The sequence below is a fragment of the Streptomyces sp. NPDC016640 genome (assembly GCF_043076215.1).
In the GTDB taxonomy this organism is placed as follows: domain Bacteria; phylum Actinomycetota; class Actinomycetes; order Streptomycetales; family Streptomycetaceae; genus Streptomyces.
Map to the genome: position 1 here is coordinate 47262 of NZ_JBIBRG010000017.1, position 20916 is coordinate 68177.

Here is a 20916-nt window from a genome sequence, read left to right on the forward strand (position 1 = left end):
GCGAGACTGGATCGGTGAGCAGCGCACCCCACGCCCCCCGTGTCATCGCCGTCGTCGGACCCACTGCGGCCGGAAAGTCCGATCTGGGCGTTTTTCTGGCCCAGCGGCTGGGCGGTGAAGTCGTCAACGCCGACTCCATGCAGCTCTACCGGGGGATGGACATCGGCACCGCCAAGCTGACGCCCGAAGAGCGCGGAGGCGTCCCGCACCACCTGCTGGACGTCTGGGACGTCACCGTCACCGCGTCCGTCGCCGAGTACCAGCGGCTGGCCCGGGAGCGGATCGACGCGCTGCTCGCCGAGGGGCGCTGGCCCGTCCTGGTCGGCGGTTCCGGCCTCTACGTCCGCGGGGCCGTGGACCATCTGGACTTCCCGGGCACCGATCCCGAGGTCAGGGCCCGGCTCGAGGCGGAACTCACCCTGCGCGGCCCGGGAGCGCTGCACGCACGCCTCGCCGTGGCGGACCCCGGTGCCGCGCGGGCGATCCTGCCGAGCAACGGCCGCCGCATCGTCCGCGCGCTCGAGGTCATCGAGATCACCGGACGGCCCTTCACCGCCAGCCTCCCCGGCCACGACTCCGTCTACGACACCCTGCAGATCGGCGTCGACGTGGCCCGTCCCGAACTGGACGAGCGCATCGCCCGCCGGGTCGACCGGATGTGGGAGGCCGGTCTCGTGGACGAAGTGCGCGCACTGGAGGCGCAGGGGTTGCGCGAGGGGCGTACGGCCTCGCGCGCGCTCGGCTACCAGCAGGTGCTCGCGGCTCTCGCCGGTGCGTGCACCCTCGAGGAGGCGCGGTCCGAGACCGTGCGTGCCACCAAGCGCTTCGCGCGCCGTCAGGATTCGTGGTTCAGGCGCGATCCCCGGGTGCACTGGTTGAGTGGGGCCGCGGCGGACCTGACGGAACTTCCGCAGCTCGCGTTGTCATTGGTCGAACGACCGGTTACAGCCTGATCACGTCCTGGCATCGGGACGCCCAGGCCGTCATCCGGTCCTGTGGCGCCGTGCCATCATCGAGCTTCGATCGACCAAGTGGAGTCCTAGTTGGGAGGGCGCGTGGCGATGGAGGCCGGCCCTCGTGACACCGCACACGGCACCGAACACCTCACCACCGGGCGGGGTGCACCGGAGCAGGAGACCGACCGTCTCAGCCCCGACGGGCCGGATGAGACGCAGGGCGGAGTGACCGACGACGGCCCCGGGCCGGACGAGATGTTCGCGGGCGGCGACGAGGTCGAGGTCGAGCTGCGCCCGCAGCGCCGGCTGCGCATCTGGCAGCTCGCGCCCATCGTCGGCCTGGCCGCGGTCGGCTCCCTGATGTTCGCCTTCCCGCTCGCCTTCGACTTCGGCGACAGCGGCGCGGTGATCGCCATGCTGGGGCTGCTGATCTGCTCCTGCGCGGCCGGATGGGGCATGACGGCCGCCCGCAGGGTGGGCTACACCTGGCCCGGGCTGCCGGCCCGGGGATCCGGACGCGGACCCGACTGGCGTGTGGTGGGCGCCTACGCCGTGCTGGTCGCCGCCGTGGTGGCCCTGGCGGTCTGGCGGGTCGCCCGGCTCCGCTGACGTCCCCGCGCGTGAGGACGGTCCACCGTCGGCGACAGGCCGTCACCGCCACCCCGTACGATCGAGGAATGAGCACGCGGATCGCCTTCCTCAAGGGTCACGGCACGGAGAACGACTTCGTGATCGTCCCGGACCCCGAGAACGCCGTCGACCTCCCCCCGGCCGCCGTCGCCGCCCTGTGCGACCGCCGTGCGGGCATCGGCGGCGACGGACTGCTGCACGTGGTGCGCTCCGCGGCACACCCCGAGGCCCTGGACATGGCGGCCGAGGCCGAGTGGTTCATGGACTACCGCAACGGCGACGGCTCGATCGCGGAGATGTGCGGCAATGGAGTGCGCGTGTTCGCGCGCTACCTCCAGCACGCCGGGCATGTGGCCGAGGGGGACATCGCGGTCGCCACGCGCGGGGGTGTGAAGACCGTGCACATCGCCAAGGCCGCGTCCGGCGGCGCCTCCGCCACGGGTGACATCACCGTGGGCATGGGCAAGGCGCTGCTCCCCGAGGGCGACGTCACCGTGAGCGTCGGCGAGCGCAGCTGGCCCGCGCGGAACGTGAACATGGGCAACCCGCACGCCGTGGCCTTCGTGGACGACCTCGCCCACGCCGGCGATCTGTACGCCCCGCCCCCGGTCGGTCCGGCCGCCGCCTATCCGGACGGCGTGAACGTGGAGTTCGTCGTCGACCGCGGCCCACGGCACGTGGCGCTGCGGGTGCACGAGCGCGGCGCCGGTGAGACCCGCTCCTGCGGCACGGGCGCGTGCGCGGTCGCCGTGGCCGCCGCCCGCCGGGACGGCGTCGACCCGAGCGGCACCGGCATCCCGGCGACGTACACCGTGGACGTGCCCGGCGGCACCCTGCTGATCACCGAGCGGCCCGACGGGGAGATCGAGATGACCGGACCCGCGGTGATCGTCGCCGAGGGCGTGATCGAGGCCGAGTGGCTGGAGAACGCCCTGCGCGGACCGGAGTGACGACCGGGTGTCCTGCGAATCCGGCCCGTCCGGTGGTGCGATCCGCGGGATCCGGGACCGTGTTCGGCCTGCACATCACGGCGGAGGGCGGGCTTGGTGGCGGGAAAGCGACCCTCGACCGATCATCGCTCGAAGGGGTGATCCGTTTCACGCTCGGCCGGAGCGGTGATCCCGGTGGGGCCGGGCTCGGTAGCATCAAGCACCGGCCCGGACGGGAGGCGAACGCCGTCTCCCGAGCCCGAGTCCGCCCTGGGGCACGCCGTCCGCCGGTCCACGCAGCCGGAGGTGCCCATGAACGCGGAGGCCGTGAACCCTGCGACCCCAGGCCCTGTGACATCGGGTCACGTCACCCCCGTGGGGGCGCGCAGGAAGGCCCGCCCCCGGCTCGATCTGCGCCGACTGGGCCGTGCCGCGTTGCTCGGTCCCGCCGCCCGCGGCCGGCTCCCCGATGCCATCGGACACGTGGTGGACGCCCACCGCGCCCACCATCCCGACGCCGAGCTCGAACCCCTGCGCGCGGCCTACGTGCTGGCCGAGTCCTCCCACCGCGGGCAGATGCGCAAGAGCGGTGAGCCGTACATCACCCATCCGCTGGCCGTGACCCTGATCCTCGCCGAACTCGGTGCCGAGACCACCACGTTGACGGCCTCCCTCCTGCACGACACGGTTGAGGACACGGATGTGACGCTCGATCAGGTGGGCGAGCAGTTCGGTGAGGAGGTCCGCTACCTCGTCGACGGTGTCACCAAGCTGGAGAAGGTCGACTACGGGGCCGCCGCCGAGCCCGAGACCTTCCGCAAGATGCTCGTGGCCACCGGCAACGACGTCCGGGTGATGTCGATCAAACTGGCCGACCGGCTGCACAACATGCGCACCCTCGGCGTCATGCGCCCGGAGAAGCAGGAACGCATCGCCAGGGTGACCCGCGACGTCCTGATCCCGCTCGCCGAGCGACTGGGTGTCCAGGCGCTCAAGACGGAGCTGGAAGACCTGGTCTTCGCGATCCTGCACCCCGAGGAGTACGAGCGGACACAGGAGCTGATCGTCCGCAACGCGGCCCGCGCGGACGACCCGCTCGCCGAGGTCGCCGATGAGGTGCGCAGGGTGCTCCGCGAGGCCGACATCAGTGCCGAAGTCCTCATCCGCCCGCGCCACTTCGTCTCCGTTCACCGGGTCTCCCGCAAGCGCGGGCAACTGCGCGGCGTCGACTTCGGCCGCCTGCTGGTGCTGGTGAACGAGGACGCCGACTGCTACGGCGTCCTGGGCGAACTGCACACCTGTCTGACGCCCGTGGTCTCGGAGTTCAAGGACTTCATCGCCGTACCGAAGTTCAACCTGTACCAGTCGCTGCACACCGCCGTGGCCCGTGAGGACGGACAGGTCGTCGAAGTCCTCATCCGCACCCACCAGATGCACAGGGCCGCCGAGGCCGGAGTCGTCGCCCTCGGCAACCCCTACGCCGCCCCGCCGGAGGAGCAGTCCGCGAGCGACGGCGAGCGCGTCGACCCCACCCGGCCCGGCTGGCTCTCCCGGCTGCTGGACTGGCAGCGGGCCGCACCCGACTCCGACACCTTCTGGTCCACGCTGCGCGAGGACCTCGCCCAGAACCGTGAGATCACCGTCTTCCGCCCCGACGGCGGCGCACTCGGCCTGCCCGAGGGGGCGACCTGCGTGGACGCGGCCTACGCGCAGTACGGCGAGGACGCCCACGCATGCATCGGGGCCAGGGTCAACGGCCGTCTGGCGACGCTGAGCACCGTCCTGAAGGACGGCGACACCGTCCAGCTCCTCATGGGCCAGGACCCCGCCTCCGAACCCTCCAGGGAGTGGCTGGAGCACGCCCGCACCCCCACGGCCCGGATCGCCATCCAGCGCTGGCTGACCGCCCACCCCGCGCAGGACCGGGCGCCCGGGGACGAAGCGGGGGCGACGGCCTCCCGGCCCCTCGCCGAAGAGCCCGCCGCTCCACAGGCACCCGACGCGCCGGAGGCGGTGTCCGGCCGCCCCACCGCCGCCCAGGTCCTGGCCGACCGGGCCGGCGCGACCGTACGGCTCGCCGGCTGCTGCACTCCCGTACCGCCCGATGAGGTGACCGGCTTCGCCGTGCGCGGGGGAGCGGTCACCGTGCACCGGGCCGGGTGCGCCGCGGTGGCGCGCATGAAGAGCGCGGGGCGCGCGGAGGTCGGCGTGCGCTGGGGCGAGGGCGCGGAGTGCCGGGTCACGCTGGTCGCGGAATCGTTCGTACGACCTCATCTGCTCGCGGATCTCACCGAGGCCATGGCCCTCGAAGGCGCCGAGATCGTCTCCGCGACCGTCGAGCCGCCGGACCGGCAGCAGGTGCGGCACACGTACACCGTGCAGCTGCCGGACGCCGCCCACCTGCCCACCCTCATGCGCGCGATGCGCGACGTGGCCGGTGTGTACGACGTGAGCCGGGCCCAGCCGCAGGTCCCGGGCGTCTGACCCGGTCGCACCGGTGTCGTCGGGCCCTGGGCGGCGGGTGCCGGGCGTCGGCACCCGCCACCCAGGCGTGCCGATGTGATTACCCGATTGGGTGGGCCGGGAACGCGCCGTCGCCGCGGCGTACGCGCGCTGATAGCCGTGAGGCATGCCGCTCACCTCCCACCGCCGCCTCCCCGAGCACCGAACGCCGCGCACCCGGCCCGGCCCCGGCCGGCTCTCCCGTGCGGGGGCGTTCGGGCAGACCACCGGCGGACCGCCACGGCGCTGCTCGCCTGCGCCGTCTCCGGCTGCCTCGTCGCCGCGGGTGCTCCGGCCGTCCCGCTGGGCATCGGGGACCGCCTCTTCCCCCGCCTGGGCGACCCGGGGTACGACGTGACGTCGTACGACCTCGCCCTCCTCCGGCTCCGTCCGGCCGGCCTCCCGCATCGCCGGGCGCGACCTGACCGGCTTCCTGCACCCCTGGCTCCACGGCGACAGGACCCCGCCCATGCCGGGCCGCCCGGACCGGAAACCCACGGCCCGGGCGGCGACGGCCGCCCCTGGCCCGGCCACGCGCGAGTACGCCGGGACGGCCGCTTGGCGCCCGGGCACGCGCGAACACCGGGCCGAGTACCTGCCGGGCGGGACCGTGCATCGACCGGGCGGAAGCCGGGAATAACACGGTGACCGGACGGGCCGCACCGTGCGACCATCGTCGGGACCGCGCGACGAGGGACACGGGAATCTCCCGGTGCGCCCGGACGTTGTACCGGATGACGGAAAGGTCCCCCGGACCCGGTCCGTCACCGCACAAGGTCTTCCAACAACGTAAGGACCCAATGACCTCCTCTTCTTCCCCTTCCCAGGACAGCAAGCGCCTCGCGTACACCTACCCCGAGGGTCTTCGGGCCGATGCCCTGATGGAAGAGGACGTCGCCTGGAGCCTCGAGGTCGACTCGCATCGGGACGGCGACCAGCTCGACCGCTCCGAGCGGGCGGCCCTGCGCCGTGTCGCGGGCCTCTCCACCGAACTCGAGGACGTCACCGAGGTCGAGTACCGGCAGCTGCGCCTGGAACGCGTCGTGCTCGTCGGGGTGTGGACCTCGGGAACCGTGCAGGACGCGGACAACTCCCTGGCGGAGCTCGCCGCCCTCGCGGAGACCGCCGGCGCCCTCGTCCTCGACGGCGTGATCCAGCGCCGGGACAAGCCCGACGCGGCCACCTACATCGGCTCCGGCAAGGCCGAGGAGCTGCGCGACATCGTGCTCGAGACGGGCGCGGACACCGTCATCTGCGACGGTGAGCTCAGCCCGGGCCAGCTGATCCACCTCGAGGACGTCGTCAAGGTCAAGGTCATCGACCGTACGGCGCTGATCCTGGACATCTTCGCCCAGCACGCCAAGTCCAGGGAGGGCAAGGCGCAGGTCGCCCTCGCGCAGATGCAGTACATGCTGCCGCGGCTGCGCGGCTGGGGTCAGTCGCTGTCCCGGCAGATGGGCGGCGGCAAGGGCGGCGGCCTCGCCACCCGTGGTCCCGGTGAGACGAAGATCGAGACCGACCGGCGCCGGATCCGCGAGAAGATGGCGAAGATGCGCCGCGAGATCGCGGAGATGAAGACCGGCCGCGAGATCAAGCGCCAGGAGCGCAAGCGCCACAAGGTGCCGTCCGTGGCCATCGCGGGTTACACCAACGCGGGCAAGTCCTCGCTGCTCAACCGCCTCACGGGTGCGGGCGTGCTGGTCGAGAACGCCCTGTTCGCGACCCTCGACCCGACCGTGCGCCGGGCCGAGACCCCGAGCGGACGGCTGTACACGCTGGCCGACACCGTCGGATTCGTCCGGCATCTGCCGCACCACCTGGTCGAGGCGTTCCGCTCCACCATGGAGGAGGTCGGGGAAGCCGACCTGATCCTTCACGTGGTGGACGGTTCGCACCCGGTCCCGGAGGAGCAGCTGGCCGCCGTGCGCGAGGTGATCAGGGACGTCGGCGCCACCGGCGTACCCGAGATCGTCGTGATCAACAAGGCCGACGCGGCCGACCCGCTGACGCTCCAGCGGCTGCTGCGGGTGGAGAAGCGCGCCATCGCGGTCTCGGCCCGCACCGGCCAGGGCATCGCACAGCTGCTCGCGCTGATCGACAACGAGCTGCCCCGCCCGTCGGTGGAGATCGAGGCACTCGTGCCATACACCCGCGGCAAGCTGGTCGCCCGCGCCCACGACGAGGGCGAGGTGATCTCCGAGGAACACACCCCGGAGGGCACCCTGCTCAAGGTCCGGGTGCACGAGGAGCTCGCGGCGGAACTCACGCCGTACGCTCCGGCCCCGGCCGGCTGATCCGCCCGGCGGCGTGAAGGCCCGCCCCCTGCTCGGCAGGGGGCGGGCCTTCGTCATGCGCGGATCACCGGCCGCCGTAGGTCCTGCTCATGTTCTGGTACAGCGCCTCGGCGTCCTCGCCCAGCTGCGGGCCCGCGAGCCAGGTGTTGTCGGTCGGGCCGATCGAGGTGTTGGAGACCAGCACCGTCCGGCCGTCGCGCACCCGGAACCAGCCGCCACCGGACGAACCGCCGGTCATGGTGCAGCCGATGCGGTACATCGTCGGCAGGCTCGGGCTGAGCGAGAACCGGCCCGGGGCATCCAGGCACTTGAACATCTGCAGGCCGTTGTAGGGCGGTGCGGCCGGATAGCCCCAGGCGCCCATCTCACCCGCCCCGGCCGCCGACGGGGCGGAGAAGTCCACGTCCAGCGCGGCGCCGACCGTCTCCTCCAGGGACTTGCCGCCCTGCTCCGGCTTCACGTGCAGCACGGCGTAGTCGTACGCCGCCCCGTCGCCGCCCGTCGCCGAGCCGCCCCGGATCCAGCCGCCCGAGGCCGAGGCCCAGTCCGCCCACCAGTTGCCGTAGGGGGCGATCTCGGAGGCGCCGGCGTCGGCCAGGTCGGCCTCGGACTTGCCGAGGTCGTTGTAGGCCGGGACGAAGACCAGGTTGCGGTACCAGCCGCCGCTGCCGCCGGCGTGCACGCAGTGCCCGGCCGTCCAGACCAGGTTGGACCTGCCCGGGTGGTTCACGTCCTTGATCACGGTGCCGGAGCAGACGCTCGGGCCCTCGGGGGAGTCGAAGAAGACCTTCCCGACCGGCGCCGCGTTCTCGTGGTACGGCGTCTTCTCCGCCTGGGCCCGGACCGGGGGCGGCTCCGGGTCGCTGACGCCCTGGGCCGCCGAAGCGTCCTGGGTGGAGAGGGTCTTGTCGGCCTCCTCGGCGGAGCGCATCCGCTCCGGCTTCCACAGGCCCTCGATCACCGGGTTGACGAAGTCCTTGGCCTCACTGAGCCACTTGTCCTCGTCCCAGTCCTCCCAGCCGCCGTCCTTCCACTCGCCGACGTCGATCCCGTGCTCCTTGAGCCTGTCCGCCATGTCGGACGGGATCCGGACCCTGCCGCCGTCGCCGTCCGCGGTCCGCGAGGCGGTGGCGTCGGGCTTGTCGCTCGCCCTGTCCTTCTCGGAACCGCCGCAGGCGGTCACGGTGAGCGCCAGGGCGGCGACGAGCCCGGTGGCGGTGAGGACGCGGCGTCGTCCGCGCCCGAGCGGAGCGGACGTACGAGTGGAACGCATGGTGCGGTGACCCCCGTTGTGGCGATAAGAATGTCGTGCCGCGCAGGACGGTGCTGCCCGGCCGGTGGCGCGTGCGGCCACCGCCGGCCCGGTCCCGGACGCGCGGCGGCATACGGGACCGGGTACGCCGGTCACTGTCCGGCGAACTTCTCGCCGACCGCGTCGTACACGCCCTTGGCCTCGTCGCCCAGTCGCGGGCCGGCCAGCCAGCCCGACGTCACCGGGCCGATGGAGGTGTTGGACACCAGCGCGGGCTTGCCGTCCGCACCCGCCGCGACCCAGCCGCCGCCCGAGGAACCGGCGGTCATGCTGCATCCGATCCGGTACATCGTCGGGTCCGAGGCGTCGAGCGACAGCCTGCCCGGGCGGTCCTGGCAGCGGTACAGCGTCTGACCGTCGTACGGCGGAGCGGCCGGATAACCGATCGCCGTCACCTCCTCCACCTCCGCCACCGCGGGAGCGTCGAAGTCCACCGGCAACGCCGAACCGACCGTCTCCTCCAGCGACCTGCCGTCGCCGCCCTTCTCCGGAGTCACGTGGATGACGGCGAAGTCGTACGGGGCGCCGTCACCGCCCGTGGACCCGCCCTGCTCGATCCACTGGTCCGAGGTCTGCGCCCAGTCCCCCCACCAGACGCCGTGCGGAGCGATCTCCTCCTTGGTGGCACTCTCGAGTTCCGCCGCCGACTTGCCCGAGTCGTTGTACGAGGGCACGAACGCGATGTTGCGGTACCAGCCGCCCTTCTTGCCCGCGTGCACGCAGTGGCCCGCCGTCCACACCATGTTGGACTTGCCGGGGTGGGCCGGGTCCTGCACCACGGTCGCCGAGCAGACCATCGTGCCCTCGGGGGAGTCGAAGAACACCTTGCCCGCCGTGGGGGCGTTGGCGTGGTACGACGGCGGGACGGCCGCCGCCTGCACCGGCTGGGGCGTGGGGTCGGTCACCCCCTGGTCACCGGAGATGTCGCTCTCCTCGACACCCTGGTCGGGCTCCTCGGCGTCCCGCATGCGGTCCGGGTCCCACAGGCCCTCGATGACCGGGTTGACGTAGTCCTGCGCCTCGCGCAGCCAGTCGTCCTTGTCCCAGTCCTTCCAGGCGCCGTTCCGCCACCTGTCGATATCGATCCCGTGCTCCTTGAGCCGGTCCCCGATGTCGTCCGGGATCTTGAGCTTGCCGTCGTCGGAGCCGGCCGTGGCGGCGCTGTCGGCGCTCGCGCCGGTGTCCCCCGACGCACAGGCGGTGGCGGTGAGGGCGAGTGCCGAGGCGAGCGCGACGGCGGCCAGAACGGGGGAGGGTGTGCGGCGCGTCCTCCTCCCTCGGCGACTGGTGGACGACGGCCGTATGGATCGCATGATCTGACTCCCCCTGGAATGAACGAACGTGGCGCTTCGGCCGTGATCTCACCCGGACCCGACGCGGAGCCGCCGGAGTTCCCACGGCCTTCGGGAACGGCACCACACACTATGCGCTCGCTGTGGGAGACGTCCGACGGAACGGCAACGGTTCGGCTACAAGCCGTCTGACCTGGCCAATCATCCGGAGATCTGCCGTTTTGAGGCCGGACGGCACCGACCCCGCGGGCCCAGGTGGCCGGGGATCGCGCGGCAGACCGTAACCCGGTGAGGGGTCCGGGGTTGGTTGCGGTAGGGGTTCGTGTCCCTCCGCCCACCGACGGGCGGTCAGCCCCGCCGCTCGCCCCGCGCGCCGCACGGGCGGGCTCGAGGAGCGCCGCGCCGCACCCGCGCCCCTTCCGCCACCGCACGCCCCGGAGCCACTCCACGAGGAGCCGCTTTGACCACCACCCCCACTCCGGCCGGCCGTACGAGCCCCGGGGTCCCGCACCAGGAGCGGGAGCGTCCCCGTACCGAACGGCTCCAGGAGACCGGCGTCTGCCCCTTGGAGCACCCCGACCCACGCAGGGTGGCCCAGACGGCGGCCACGGAGAACCTGCTGCGCTGCTGGGTACGCGAAACCGGCCTCCCCGCTCCGGACGGTGACGTCCTGCGCGTTCCCCTGCCGTCCAGTGGCACGGCCCTGCTCGTCCCCGTCCGGTACTGGTCCCCGACGGGCTGGCACCGCTTCGGCCCGCCGTGCCTGGCCGGCGCCCCGGCAGCCGCCCCACCGGTCGATGCCGTCCTGCTCGCCGCCCTCCTGAGCAGGGAGGGCGCCGGCACCCCGCAGCCGGCTCTCCCCGGTCCCCCGCACACCACCGACCCGTCTCCTCCCGCCCCGACGGCCGGCGACGGCACCGACCTCGTCCCGCGCGTCGCCGATTCCGTCCGGCGTGTGGTCTCCTTCGTCACCGAACGGCGCGCGCGCCCCGCCGACCACCCCGACCTCTTCCTCGCCGCGGAACAGGCACTCGTCCTCGGACATCCGCTGCACCCGGACCCGAAGAGCCGCGAAGGGCTCTCCGACACCGAGGCACAGCGGTACTCACCCGAACTGCGCGGCTCCTTCCCCCTGCACTGGATGGCCGTCGACCCCTCCCTGCTCGCCACCGACTCCGCCTGGACCGAGCGCGGACGCCCCGTCACCGCGTCCCGCCTCACCGCTCGGCTCGCCGGAACCGGACTGCCCCTGCCCGACGGATGCGCGGCCCTTCCCGTCCACCCCTGGCAACTGCGCCGAGTCCGGCACCGCCCCGAGATCGCCGCCCTGCTGGATGCCGGACTGCTCCGCGACCTCGGCAGCCACGGCGCCCCCTGGCACCCCACCTCCTCGGTACGCACCGTCCACCGGACCGGCGCACCCGCCATGCTCAAACTCTCGCTGGGCCTGCGCATCACCAACTCCCGCAGGGAGAACCTCCGCAAGGAACTCCACCGGGGCGTCGAGGTCCACCGCCTGCTGCGCACGGGACTGTCGCAGCGGTGGCGGGCCGCGCACCCCGGCTTCGACATCGTCCGCGACCCGGCGTGGCTCGCCGTGGACGGGCCGGCCGGTGATCCGGTGCCCGGGCTCGACCTCGTGATCCGGCACAACCCGTTCCGGCCGCATGACGACGTCGCCTGCCTCGCCGGACTCGTGTCGCCCCGGCCCCATCCACGAACCGCCACCGGCGGCGACGCCCCTGGCTCCGGTGCCGTAGCCGGCTTCGCCCCGGACCGCACGCCATCACAGGGCCCGGCGATGGGATCCCGGCTGGCCGTGCTCGTCACCCGCCTCGCCGCTCGAACGGGGCGCTCCGCGGCGGCCGTCGCCGCCGAGTGGTTCCTGCGATACCTGGAGCACGTGGTGCGGCCCGTGCTGTGGCTGGACGGAGAGGCGGGCATCGCCCTGGAGGCACACCAGCAGAACACCCTGCTCGTGCTCGACGCCGACGGCTGGCCCGCGGGCGGCCGCTACCGGGACAACCAGGGCTACTACTTCCGCGAGTCGCGACGCGCGGAACTCGACGCCCGGCTGCCCGGCATCGGCGGGCACAGCGACACCTTCGTCCCCGACGGCGTGGCCGACGAACGCTTCGCCTACTACCTGGGCATCAACAACGTCTTCGGTCTCGTCGGCGCCTTCGGCTCCCAGCGGCTCGCCGACGAGCGGCTGCTGCTCGCCGCCTTCCGCCGGTTCCTCTCCGAGGTCTCCCGCGGACCGGCCCGGACGCGCAGCACACTGCCCTCCCGTCTGCTCGACTCACCCGTCCTGCGCTGCAAGGCCAACCTCCTGACCCGGCTGCACGGCCTCGACGAACTCGTCGGCCCGGTCGACACCCAGTCCGTCTATGTCTCCCTCGCCAACCCCCTGCACGCGTGACGCGCAAGGGCTCCTCCGACACGACCGCCGGGGGCGGCGGGGCCGACGGGGCCGACGGCCCCGGCGCCTTCGACGGTCCGCTCGGCCGCATCGGTGAACGGGGTCCGGCCCGCACCCCCGCGGGCTCGTTCCGGCTGGTGCCCGTCCGGATCGAGCGGGACCTGGCGCTGCTGTCGCAGTGGATGAACGACCCCGCCGTGGCCGCCTACTGGGAGCTGGCCGGACCTCCGGCCGTGACGGCGGACCACCTGCGGGCCCAGCTCGACGGCGACGGAGGCAGCGTTCCGTGCATCGGCGTGCTGGACGGCACGCCGATGAGCTACTGGGAGATCTACCGGGCGGACCTCGACCCCCTGGCCCGCCACTACCCGGCCCGGCCCCACGACATCGGAGTCCACCTCCTCATCGGCGCCGCCGGGGACCGGGGGCACGGCGTCGGCAGCGTCCTGCTCAGAGCCGTCGCCGACCTCGCCCTCGACGGCAGGCCCGCCGCACCGCGCGTCATCGCGGAACCGGACCTGCGCAACATCGCGTCCGTCGCCGCCTTCCTCAACGCCGGCTTCCGCTTCACGGCCGAGGTCGATCTGCCCGCCAAGCGGGCCGCCCTCATGGTCCGTGACCGTTCGCTGCGTCACCGGATGTAGCGTCGTGTCACTGCGCTCCCGTATGCCCGTACGGGTGCACCGCTCCCACCTGGGGCACACCGCTCGCGCCGCCGCGGTCCCCGCTCGCGCCCCCGTGATCTCCCGGCCGTGCGTCGCGCCGGCTCGGCGGCCGACGGGCGGCCCCGCACGCCTCGGCACGCCTCCCGGACCGCGCCCGGGTGGTACCTCCCGCCCCGCCCCCGTCCCGAACAGGAGCCCGTCGTGAACGCACCCCCGGTCCTCGCGGTGAGCGCACGAATGTCGGTGCAGGGCCGTAGGGTGGTCGCGCTATGACGAAGCCCTCACTCCCCGAACTCCTGCACGCCGCCGTCGCCGCCGTCGGCGGCGCGGAGCGTCCCGGCCAGGTGACCATGGCCGAAGCCGTCGCCGAGGCGATCGACGACGGCGCCCATCTGCTGGTCCAGGCCGGCACCGGCACCGGAAAGTCGCTGGGCTATCTGGTGCCCGCACTGGCGTACGGGGAGCGGGTCGTCGTGGCCACGGCCACCCTGGCCCTGCAGCGCCAGCTCGTGGAACGCGACCTTCCACGCACCGTGGAGGCGCTGCACCCGCTGCTGCGCCGCCGCCCGGAGTTCGCGATGCTCAAGGGCCGGTCCAACTACCTCTGTCTCCACCGTCTCCACGAGGGCGTGCCGCAGGACGAGGAGGAGGGGCTCTTCGACCAGTTCGAGGCGGCCGCGCCCACCAGCAGACTCGGCCAGGACCTGCTGCGCCTGCGCGAGTGGTCGGACGAGACGGAGAACGGCGACCGGGACGACCTCACACCGGGCGTGTCCGACCGGGCGTGGTCCCAGGTGTCGGTGTCCTCGCGGGAGTGCCTGGGCGCCACGAAGTGTGCCTATGGCGCCGAGTGCTTCGCCGAGACGGCCCGCGAGCGCGCCAAGCTGGCCGAGGTGGTCGTCACCAATCACGCGCTGCTCGCGATCGATGCCATCGAGGGCGCGCCGGTGCTCCCGCAGCACGAGGTGCTGATCGTCGACGAGGCCCATGAGCTGGTCTCCCGGGTCACCGGAGTCGCCACCGGCGAGCTCACCCCCGGACAGGTCAACCGTGCCGTGCGGCGCGCCGCGAAGCTGGTCGACGAGAAGGCCGCCGACCAACTCCAGACCGCCGCCGAGGGGTTCGAGCGGCTGATGGAGCTGGCCCTCCCGGGCCGGCTGGAAGAGATCCCGGAGGACCTGGGGTACGCCCTCATGGCGCTGCGCGACGCCTGCCGGACCGTCGTTTCCGCGCTCGGGAACACCCGCGACAGGTCCGTCCAGGACGAGGACGCGGTGCGCAAACAGGCGCTGGCCTCGGTGGAAAGCGTGCACGACGTGGCGGAGCGGATCACGAACGGCTCGGAGTGGGACGTCGTCTGGTACGAGCGACACGACCGCTTCGGTGCCTCCCTGCGCGTGGCCCCGATGTCCGTCTCGGGCCTGCTGAGGGAGAAGCTCTTCACCGATCGCTCCGTCGTCCTGACGTCCGCGACGCTGAAGCTGGGCGGCGACTTCAACGGCGTGGGGGCGTCCCTCGGACTCGGTCCGGAAGGAGCGGAGGGCGACGATCTCCCTCAGTGGAAGGGAGTGGACGTCGGCTCGCCGTTCGATTACCCCAGGCAAGGCATCCTGTACGTCGCGAAGCACCTGGCCCGCCCGGCCCGTGACGGTGATCGCGCGGACATGCTGGACGAGCTCACGGAGCTGATCCAGGCGGCGGGCGGCCGGACCCTGGGGCTGTTCTCCTCGATGCGGGCCGCGCAGCTCGCCGCCGAGGAGCTGCGCTCCCGCATCCCGGAGTTCCCGATCCTCCTCCAGGGCGAGGAGACGCTCGGCGAACTGATCAAGAACTTCGCGGCCGATCCCCGGACCTGTCTCTTCGGCACGCTCTCGCTCTGGCAGGGCGTCGATGTTCCGGGTCCGAGCTGCCAGCTGGTGGTCATGGACAAGATCCCCTTCCCGCGCCCGGACGATCCCCTGATGAGCGCCCGCCAGAAGGCGGTGGAGGAAGCGGGTGGCAACGGGTTCATGGCGGTCGCCGCCACGCACGCGGCGCTGCTCATGGCTCAGGGAGCCGGCCGCCTCGTACGCGCTTCGGGTGACCGGGGTGTGGTGGCCGTACTGGACCAGCGGCTGGCGACTGCCCGCTACGGGAGCTATCTGAAGGCTTCGCTGCCCGACTTCTGGTACACCACGGACCGCAACCAGGTCAGGAAGTCGCTGGCAGCCATCGACGCGGCGGCGCGGCGGGCGGAAGCCGAGGCGGAGGCCCGGGCACAGGAGCAGACGGAGGAGCAGACGGAAGAGCAGTGACCGGACGGTGGCGTGTCGTGATGCGTCGGCACGTCACCGGCCCGAAGCGGTGGAGGCCGCCGTCGGCGGGGCGGGGCCGGACAGCACGGGACCCCGGAACCGGCGCAGGGGTTCCGGGGCCCGGTCAAGGGGCGGGGCGGCGGCAGTGGCCGGCCCCGCGCCGTGTTCAGACGCGGCGCAGCACGGCCACGACCTTGCCCAGGATGGTCGCGTCGTCGCCGGGGATCGGCTCGTAGGCCGCGTTGTGCGGGAGCAGCCAGACGTGGCCGTCCTCGCGCTTGAAACGCTTGACGGTCGCCTCGCCGTCGAGCATGGCCGCCACGATGTCACCGTTCTCGGCGACCGGCTGGCGGCGGACCGTGACCCAGTCGCCGTCACAGATCGCCGCCTCGATCATGGAGTCACCCACGACCTTCAGTACGAACAGCTCGCCGTCACCGACGAGCTGCCGGGGCAGGGGGAAGACGTCCTCTACGGACTCCTCGGCGAGGATGGGGCCACCGGCCGCGATGCGGCCGACCAGCGGTACGTAGGACGCGGCGGGCTTGCCTGCGGTGTCCGCCGGCTGCACGGAGGCGGCCTGGTCGGAGCCGCGTACCTCGTACGCCCGCGGGCGGTGCGGGTCGCGGCGCAGGAAGCCCTTGCGCTCCAGTGCCATCAGCTGATGCGCCACGGAGGAGGTGCTGGAAAGACCGACCGCCTGACCGATCTCGCGCATCGACGGCGGGTAACCCCGTCGCTGCACGGAGTCCCTGATGACCTCGATCACCCGGCGCTGGCGGTCGGTGAGTCCGGAACTGTCCGCCCGGATGCCGGGGGGGCGGCCAGGCAGGGATCGCTTGTGCCCCTCGGGATTCGCGGCTTCGTTCATCGCATGCACCGGCTGGACCCGGCCCTGGGAGCGGTCCTGGGCGGTAATGGCGGCACTGTCTGCGGTGGTGGTCACGTCGGCCCCTCTCGATGGTCTCCCTGCAGCACAACGGTAGTTGCTTTCGAAAGGTTGCGCCAAACACACGTTCGAGTGAAAAACCGCGGATTGCCTTTCGGAATTTCTCGTCGAGGTGTATTGGTGGCCGCGTTTACTGTCGGTCGAACGGGCCTGTTGTTGTACTGTTCACCGCCGAGGCGATGACCTCCCGGGTCGCGGGCCCAGTCTGCCATCGGGTGTCCCGTGGTGTGTGCGGCAGCCCCCGGCTCCCTCCGTGAGTCGCGCGCCCCCTCCCCGCCCGAACGTGGCGTCTCCTCGTCTCGGCGGAGTCCCGCAGGCATGCGCGGGGCGTTCGCGGGTACCGCGGAGGCGGGTCCGGTGCCGCGCCCGTTCTCCGAAGCGGGCGACACGCCTGCCCGAGCGTGGATGTATGAGCCAATCCCCACATCTAGTGGTTGCATTGCAGCCGCAGCCCAGAAGTTGTGGTCCCCCCGGTCTTGGTGCCCTCCGTGATCGCCTATGCTGGAGCTGCTTCGTGAGGCCCGAGAGGTCTGGCGGGGCCATTGAGTCTGCTGTGAGGAGGGTTGGGAATTCATGCACTGCCCCTTCTGCAGGCACCCCGACAGCCGTGTCGTCGACAGCCGTACGACCGACGACGGCACGTCGATCCGCAGGCGCCGCCAGTGTCCGGACTGCTCCCGTCGTTTCACGACCGTGGAGACGTGTTCGCTCATGGTGGTCAAGCGGTCCGGAGTCACCGAGCCGTTCAGCCGCACCAAGGTCATCAACGGCGTGCGCAAGGCGTGCCAGGGGCGCCCCGTCACCGAGGACGCCCTTGCCCAGCTCGGCCAGCGTGTCGAGGAGGCGGTGCGGGCCACCGGGAGCGCCGAGCTGACCACCCATGACGTGGGGCTGGCCATACTCGGCCCGTTGCAGGAGCTCGACCTCGTCGCCTACCTGCGGTTCGCGTCCGTGTACCGGGCGTTCGACTCGCTCGAGGACTTCGAGGCCGCGATCGCGGAACTCCGGCGGGCGGAGCGGCCCCCCGAGACCGGCGGTGACGGCGAGGAAGCCGTCCCGGGGAGCCGGGGAGACGACAGCGGGTCCGGAGGGACTGCCCAGGTCCCCGATCCCGCTCCCGCCGTCGGCTGACCGGCGGGCCGGCCCCGGGCGCCAGGTGCGGGGACCGGCCGGGCGGCGGCGGTGAGAAGACCTGTTGCGGGCAGGTGAGTGGGCGCCCGCAGCACCAGACAGAACACCGTGTCTCGGGAACATCGAGGCACTTCAGGGCGTTTTCGCCCGTACAGGGAGGCGGCATGACAGAGACGGCGAGCGGTCCGGCACGGAGTTCCCGAGCCAAGAGCACCAAGGCCGGCAAGGGACTGCGGGTCGAGCGCATCCACACCACTCCCGGAGTCCACCCGTACGACGAGGTGACCTGGGAGCGCCGTGACGTCGTGATGACCAACTGGCGCGACGGCTCGGTCAACTTCGAGCAGCGTGGCGTCGAGTTCCCCGACTTCTGGTCGGTGAACGCGGTCAACATCGTCACCAGCAAGTACTTCCGGGGCGCCGTGGGCACCCCGCAGCGGGAGACCGGCCTCAAGCAGCTGATCGACCGCATCGTGAGGACGTACCGGAAGGCCGGTGAGGACCACAGGTACTTCGCCTCGCCCGCCGACGCCGAGATCTTCGAGCACGAGCTGGCGTACGCCCTCCTGCACCAGGTCTTCAGCTTCAACAGCCCCGTGTGGTTCAACGTGGGCACGCCCCAGCCCCAGCAGGTGTCCGCCTGCTTCATCCTGTCCGTCGACGACTCCATGGAGTCGATCCTCGACTGGTACAAGGAAGAAGGCATGATCTTCAAGGGCGGCTCCGGCGCCGGCCTGAACCTGTCCCGGATCCGCTCCTCCAAGGAACTGCTGTCCTCCGGCGGCAACGCCTCCGGCCCTGTCTCCTTCATGCGCGGAGCCGACGCCTCCGCCGGAACGATCAAGTCCGGTGGTGCCACCCGCCGCGCCGCCAAGATGGTCGTCCTCGACGTGGACCACCCGGACGTCGAGGACTTCATCGAGACCAAGGTCAAGGAAGAGGAGAAGATCCGCGTCCTGCGCGACGCGGGCTTCGACATGGACCTGGGCGGCGACGACATCACGTCCGTCCAGTACCAGAACGCCAACAACTCGATCCGTGTCAACGACGAGTTCATGCAGGCGGTCGAGCAGGGCGGCAAGTTCGGCCTGCGGGCGCGGATGACCGGTGAGGTCATCGAGGAGGTCGACGCCAAGGCGCTCTTCCGCAAGATCGCCGAGGCCGCGTGGGCCTGCGCCGACCCGGGCATCCAGTACGACGGTGTCATCAACAACTGGCACACCTGCCCCGAGTCCGGCCGGATCACCGCCTCCAACCCGTGCAGCGAGTACATGCACCTGGACAACACGTCCTGCAACCTGGCCTCGCTGAACCTGATGAAGTTCCTCAAGGACGACGGACAGGGCCACCAGTCCTTCGAGACCGAGCGCTTCCAGAAGGTCGTCGAGCTGGTCATCACCGCGATGGACATCTCGATCTGCTTCGCGGACTTCCCGACCCGGAAGATCGGTGAGAACACGCGCGCGTTCCGCCAGCTCGGCATCGGCTACGCCAACCTCGGCGCCCTGCTGATGGCGACCGGGCACGCCTACGACTCCGACGGCGGCCGTTCCCTCGCCGGCGCGATCACCTCGCTGATGACGGGCACGGCGTACCGGCGCTCCGCCGAACTCGCGGCGGTCGTCGGCCCGTACGACGGCTATGCCCGCAACGCCGACGCCCACAAGCGCGTCATGAAGCAGCACGCCGACGCCAACGGCACGGCCGTGCGCATGGACGACCTGGACACCCCGGTGTGGTCCGCCGCCACCGAGGCCTGGCAGGACGTGATCGACCTCGGCGAGAAGAACGGATTCCGTAACTCCCAGGCGTCCGTGCTCGCCCCGACCGGCACCATCGGTCTGGCGATGTCCTGCGACACCACCGGTGTCGAGCCCGACCTGGCGCTGGTGAAGTTCAAGAAGCTGGTCGGCGGCGGCTCGATGCAGATCGTCAACGGCACCGTCCCGCAGGCCCTGCGCCGCCTGGGCTACCAGGAGGAGCAGATCGAGGCGATCGTCGCCCACATCGCCGACCACGGCAATGTGATCGACGCCCCCGGCCTGAAGCCGGAGCACTACGAGGTGTTCGACTGCGCCATGGGCGAGCGCTCCATCTCCCCGATGGGCCACGTCCGCATGATGGCCGCGATCCAGCCCTGGATCTCCGGCGCCATCTCCAAGACGGTCAACATGCCGGAGACGGCGACCGTCGAGGAGGTCGAGGAGATCTACTTCGAGGCCTGGAAGCTCGGCGTCAAGGCGCTCGCCATCTACCGCGACAACTGCAAGGTCGGCCAGCCCCTCTCCGCCAAGACCAAGGAGAAGGAGAAGGCCGAGATCACCGAGAAGGCCGAGGAGACGATCCGCACCGCGGTCGAGAAGGTGGTCGAGTACCGCCCGGTCCGCAAGCGCCTTCCGAAGGGCCGCCCCGGCATCACCACCTCCTTCACGGTCGGTGGCGCCGAGGGCTACATGACCGCCAACTCCTACCCGGACGACGGGCTCGGCGAGGTCTTCCTCAAGATGTCCAAGCAGGGCTCCACCCTCGCGGGCATGATGGACGCCTTCTCCATCGCCGTCTCGGTCGGCCTCCAGTACGGAGTGCCGCTGGAGACGTACGTCTCGAAGTTCACCAACATGCGCTTCGAGCCGGCCGGTATGACGGACGACCCGGACGTACGGATGGCGCAGTCGATCGTCGACTACATCTTCCGCCGCCTGGCGTTGGACTTCCTGCCCTTCGAGACGCGCTCCGCGCTCGGCATCCACTCCGCCGAGGAGCGTCAGCGTCACCTGGAGACCGGTTCCTACGAGCCGTCCGACGACGAGGTCGACGTCGAGGGCCTGGCCCAGTCGGCGCCGCGGTCCCAGGAGCTGAAGGCCGTGGCCACGCCGAAGGCCGAGGCCGAGGTGGTCAAGCCCGCCCCGAAGCAGGCCCACACCAGCGCGGAACTGGTCGAGATGCAGCTGGGGATCCAGGCGGACGCCCCCCTGTGCTTCTCCTGCGGCACCAAGATGCAGCGGGCCGGCTCCTGCTACATCTGCGAGGGCTGCGGCTCGACGAGCGGCTGCAGCTAATACCGGGCGGAATTGCGTCGGATGCAACACCCGACGTAACCGCACCTAGAAGCCGTGATCTGTGAAAGGGAGGGGCGTCAGCCCTTGGCTGACGCCCCTCCCTCCGACGGTTGGTGCACCACGACCAGCCCCGCATGGTGCCCGAGAGGCACCAAGAGAACGTTCTGGTGGTGAAAGCCTCCGGAATGACGAAAGCCCAGCCTTGTAGGAGGCCGGGCGATCGTTGCAGACAGGAACGTTGTGTCCTGCGCGGTGTGAGAACCTGCATGACATCACGTCCTGGATGCGATTTCAAATGCAACCAGGAAGGAGTGATCATCGTGGCTAAGAACTCGAAGCAGACAGGCAAGAAGGCGGCTTCCAACGCCAGCAAGGTGCTGGCTAACCCGAAGTCGACCAAGGCCGAGAAGTCGGCGGCGGCCAGCGCGCTGGCCCAGACGCCGTCGACCAAGAAGAAGAAGTGATTCTGGCCGCCCCGGGC

General features: G+C 71.5%; 14 protein-coding genes and 1 pseudogene. 12 read left to right on the forward strand and 3 right to left on the reverse strand.

Features of this window, described 5'->3' with window-relative positions; genetic code table 11:
* The first annotated feature begins 14 nt into the window (after positions 1-14).
* From miaA to hflX, 6 genes and pseudogenes are all read left to right on the forward strand, one after another.
* Entirely contained in the window at positions 15-953 is a 939-nt protein-coding gene (miaA, locus tag ACF07S_RS28800) for a tRNA (adenosine(37)-N6)-dimethylallyltransferase MiaA (RefSeq protein ID WP_391966251.1), read from the forward strand.
* A gap of 108 nt (positions 954-1061) precedes the next feature.
* On the forward strand, positions 1062-1565 hold the full coding sequence (locus ACF07S_RS28805) for a hypothetical protein (RefSeq protein WP_391975578.1): 504 nt from the start codon (positions 1062-1064) through the stop codon (positions 1563-1565).
* Positions 1566-1633: 68 nt separating this feature from the next.
* Positions 1634-2536 carry a diaminopimelate epimerase gene (gene dapF / locus ACF07S_RS28810; protein ID WP_391966250.1) on the forward strand — a complete coding sequence of 301 codons (903 nt, stop codon included), beginning with the start codon at positions 1634-1636 and terminating at the stop codon, positions 2534-2536.
* Between the two features lie 291 nt (positions 2537-2827).
* Complete coding sequence (locus ACF07S_RS28815; RefSeq protein ID WP_391966249.1) at positions 2828-4999, forward strand: RelA/SpoT family protein; 2172 nt, start codon at positions 2828-2830, stop codon at positions 4997-4999.
* Between the two features lie 138 nt (positions 5000-5137).
* Positions 5138-5392, forward strand: a pseudogene (locus ACF07S_RS28820) (M1 family peptidase); the annotation flags it as partial.
* A gap of 425 nt (positions 5393-5817) precedes the next feature.
* On the forward strand, positions 5818-7311 hold the full coding sequence (gene hflX, locus ACF07S_RS28825; protein WP_391966248.1) for a GTPase HflX: 1494 nt from the start codon (positions 5818-5820) through the stop codon (positions 7309-7311).
* 64 nt (positions 7312-7375) lie between these two features.
* On the opposite strand, the gene ACF07S_RS28830 is transcribed toward hflX, so the two are convergent.
* Together ACF07S_RS28830 and ACF07S_RS28835 are read right to left on the reverse strand one after the other, a co-directional pair.
* Positions 7376-8584: a hypothetical protein gene (locus ACF07S_RS28830; RefSeq protein WP_391975531.1), complete on the reverse strand. Its 1209-nt coding sequence runs from the start codon at positions 8582-8584 to the stop codon at positions 7376-7378.
* 131 nt (positions 8585-8715) lie between these two features.
* Complete coding sequence (locus ACF07S_RS28835) at positions 8716-9936, reverse strand: trypsin-like serine peptidase (protein ID WP_391975532.1); 1221 nt, start codon at positions 9934-9936, stop codon at positions 8716-8718.
* 439 nt (positions 9937-10375) lie between these two features.
* Between ACF07S_RS28835 and ACF07S_RS28840 the strand changes: the two genes are divergently transcribed.
* From ACF07S_RS28840 to ACF07S_RS28850, 3 genes are all read left to right on the forward strand, one after another.
* Positions 10376-12337 carry an IucA/IucC family protein gene (locus ACF07S_RS28840; RefSeq protein WP_391975533.1) on the forward strand — a complete coding sequence of 654 codons (1962 nt, stop codon included), beginning with the start codon at positions 10376-10378 and terminating at the stop codon, positions 12335-12337.
* Positions 12232-12981 carry a GNAT family N-acetyltransferase gene (locus ACF07S_RS28845; RefSeq protein WP_391975579.1) on the forward strand — a complete coding sequence of 250 codons (750 nt, stop codon included), beginning with the start codon at positions 12232-12234 and terminating at the stop codon, positions 12979-12981. Before ACF07S_RS28840 ends, ACF07S_RS28845 begins: the two co-directional genes overlap by 106 nt.
* A 290-nt stretch (positions 12982-13271) precedes the next feature.
* Positions 13272-15296 carry an ATP-dependent DNA helicase gene (locus ACF07S_RS28850; RefSeq protein WP_391966244.1) on the forward strand — a complete coding sequence of 675 codons (2025 nt, stop codon included), beginning with the start codon at positions 13272-13274 and terminating at the stop codon, positions 15294-15296.
* Between the two features lie 166 nt (positions 15297-15462).
* On the opposite strand, the gene lexA is transcribed toward ACF07S_RS28850, so the two are convergent.
* Positions 15463-16242 carry a transcriptional repressor LexA gene (lexA, locus tag ACF07S_RS28855; protein WP_391966243.1) on the reverse strand — a complete coding sequence of 260 codons (780 nt, stop codon included), beginning with the start codon at positions 16240-16242 and terminating at the stop codon, positions 15463-15465.
* Between the two features lie 576 nt (positions 16243-16818).
* On the opposite strand from lexA, the gene nrdR reads away from it, so the two are divergent.
* From nrdR to ACF07S_RS28870, 3 genes are all read left to right on the forward strand, one after another.
* On the forward strand, positions 16819-17376 hold the full coding sequence (nrdR, locus tag ACF07S_RS28860; RefSeq protein WP_391975534.1) for a transcriptional regulator NrdR: 558 nt from the start codon (positions 16819-16821) through the stop codon (positions 17374-17376).
* Between the two features lie 164 nt (positions 17377-17540).
* The gene (locus tag ACF07S_RS28865) at positions 17541-20435 is read left to right on the forward strand and encodes a vitamin B12-dependent ribonucleotide reductase (protein ID WP_391966241.1); all 2895 of its coding nucleotides are present in this window, start codon (positions 17541-17543) and stop codon (positions 20433-20435) included.
* Between the two features lie 320 nt (positions 20436-20755).
* Positions 20756-20899 (forward strand): hypothetical protein, encoded by a 144-nt coding sequence (locus tag ACF07S_RS28870; protein WP_352024102.1) that lies wholly within the window; start codon positions 20756-20758, stop codon positions 20897-20899.
* Positions 20900-20916 lie beyond the last annotated feature (17 nt).

What these genes read in the sequence shown, in the direction of transcription:
- nrdR (WP_391975534.1), top strand. Translation starts at nt 16,819, where the DNA reads ATGCACTGCCCCTTCTGCAGGCACCCCGACAGCCGTGTCGTCGACAGC.
- ACF07S_RS28830 (WP_391975531.1), bottom strand. Translation starts at nt 8,584, where the DNA reads ATGCGTTCCACTCGTACGTCCGCTCCGCTCGGGCGCGGACGACGCCGC.
- ACF07S_RS28835 (WP_391975532.1), bottom strand. Translation starts at nt 9,936, where the DNA reads ATGCGATCCATACGGCCGTCGTCCACCAGTCGCCGAGGGAGGAGGACG.
- hflX (WP_391966248.1), top strand. Translation starts at nt 5,818, where the DNA reads ATGACCTCCTCTTCTTCCCCTTCCCAGGACAGCAAGCGCCTCGCGTAC.
- ACF07S_RS28865 (WP_391966241.1), top strand. Translation starts at nt 17,541, where the DNA reads ATGACAGAGACGGCGAGCGGTCCGGCACGGAGTTCCCGAGCCAAGAGC.
- ACF07S_RS28805 (WP_391975578.1), top strand. Translation starts at nt 1,062, where the DNA reads ATGGAGGCCGGCCCTCGTGACACCGCACACGGCACCGAACACCTCACC.
- dapF (WP_391966250.1), top strand. Translation starts at nt 1,634, where the DNA reads ATGAGCACGCGGATCGCCTTCCTCAAGGGTCACGGCACGGAGAACGAC.
- ACF07S_RS28815 (WP_391966249.1), top strand. Translation starts at nt 2,828, where the DNA reads ATGAACGCGGAGGCCGTGAACCCTGCGACCCCAGGCCCTGTGACATCG.
- ACF07S_RS28850 (WP_391966244.1), top strand. Translation starts at nt 13,272, where the DNA reads ATGACGAAGCCCTCACTCCCCGAACTCCTGCACGCCGCCGTCGCCGCC.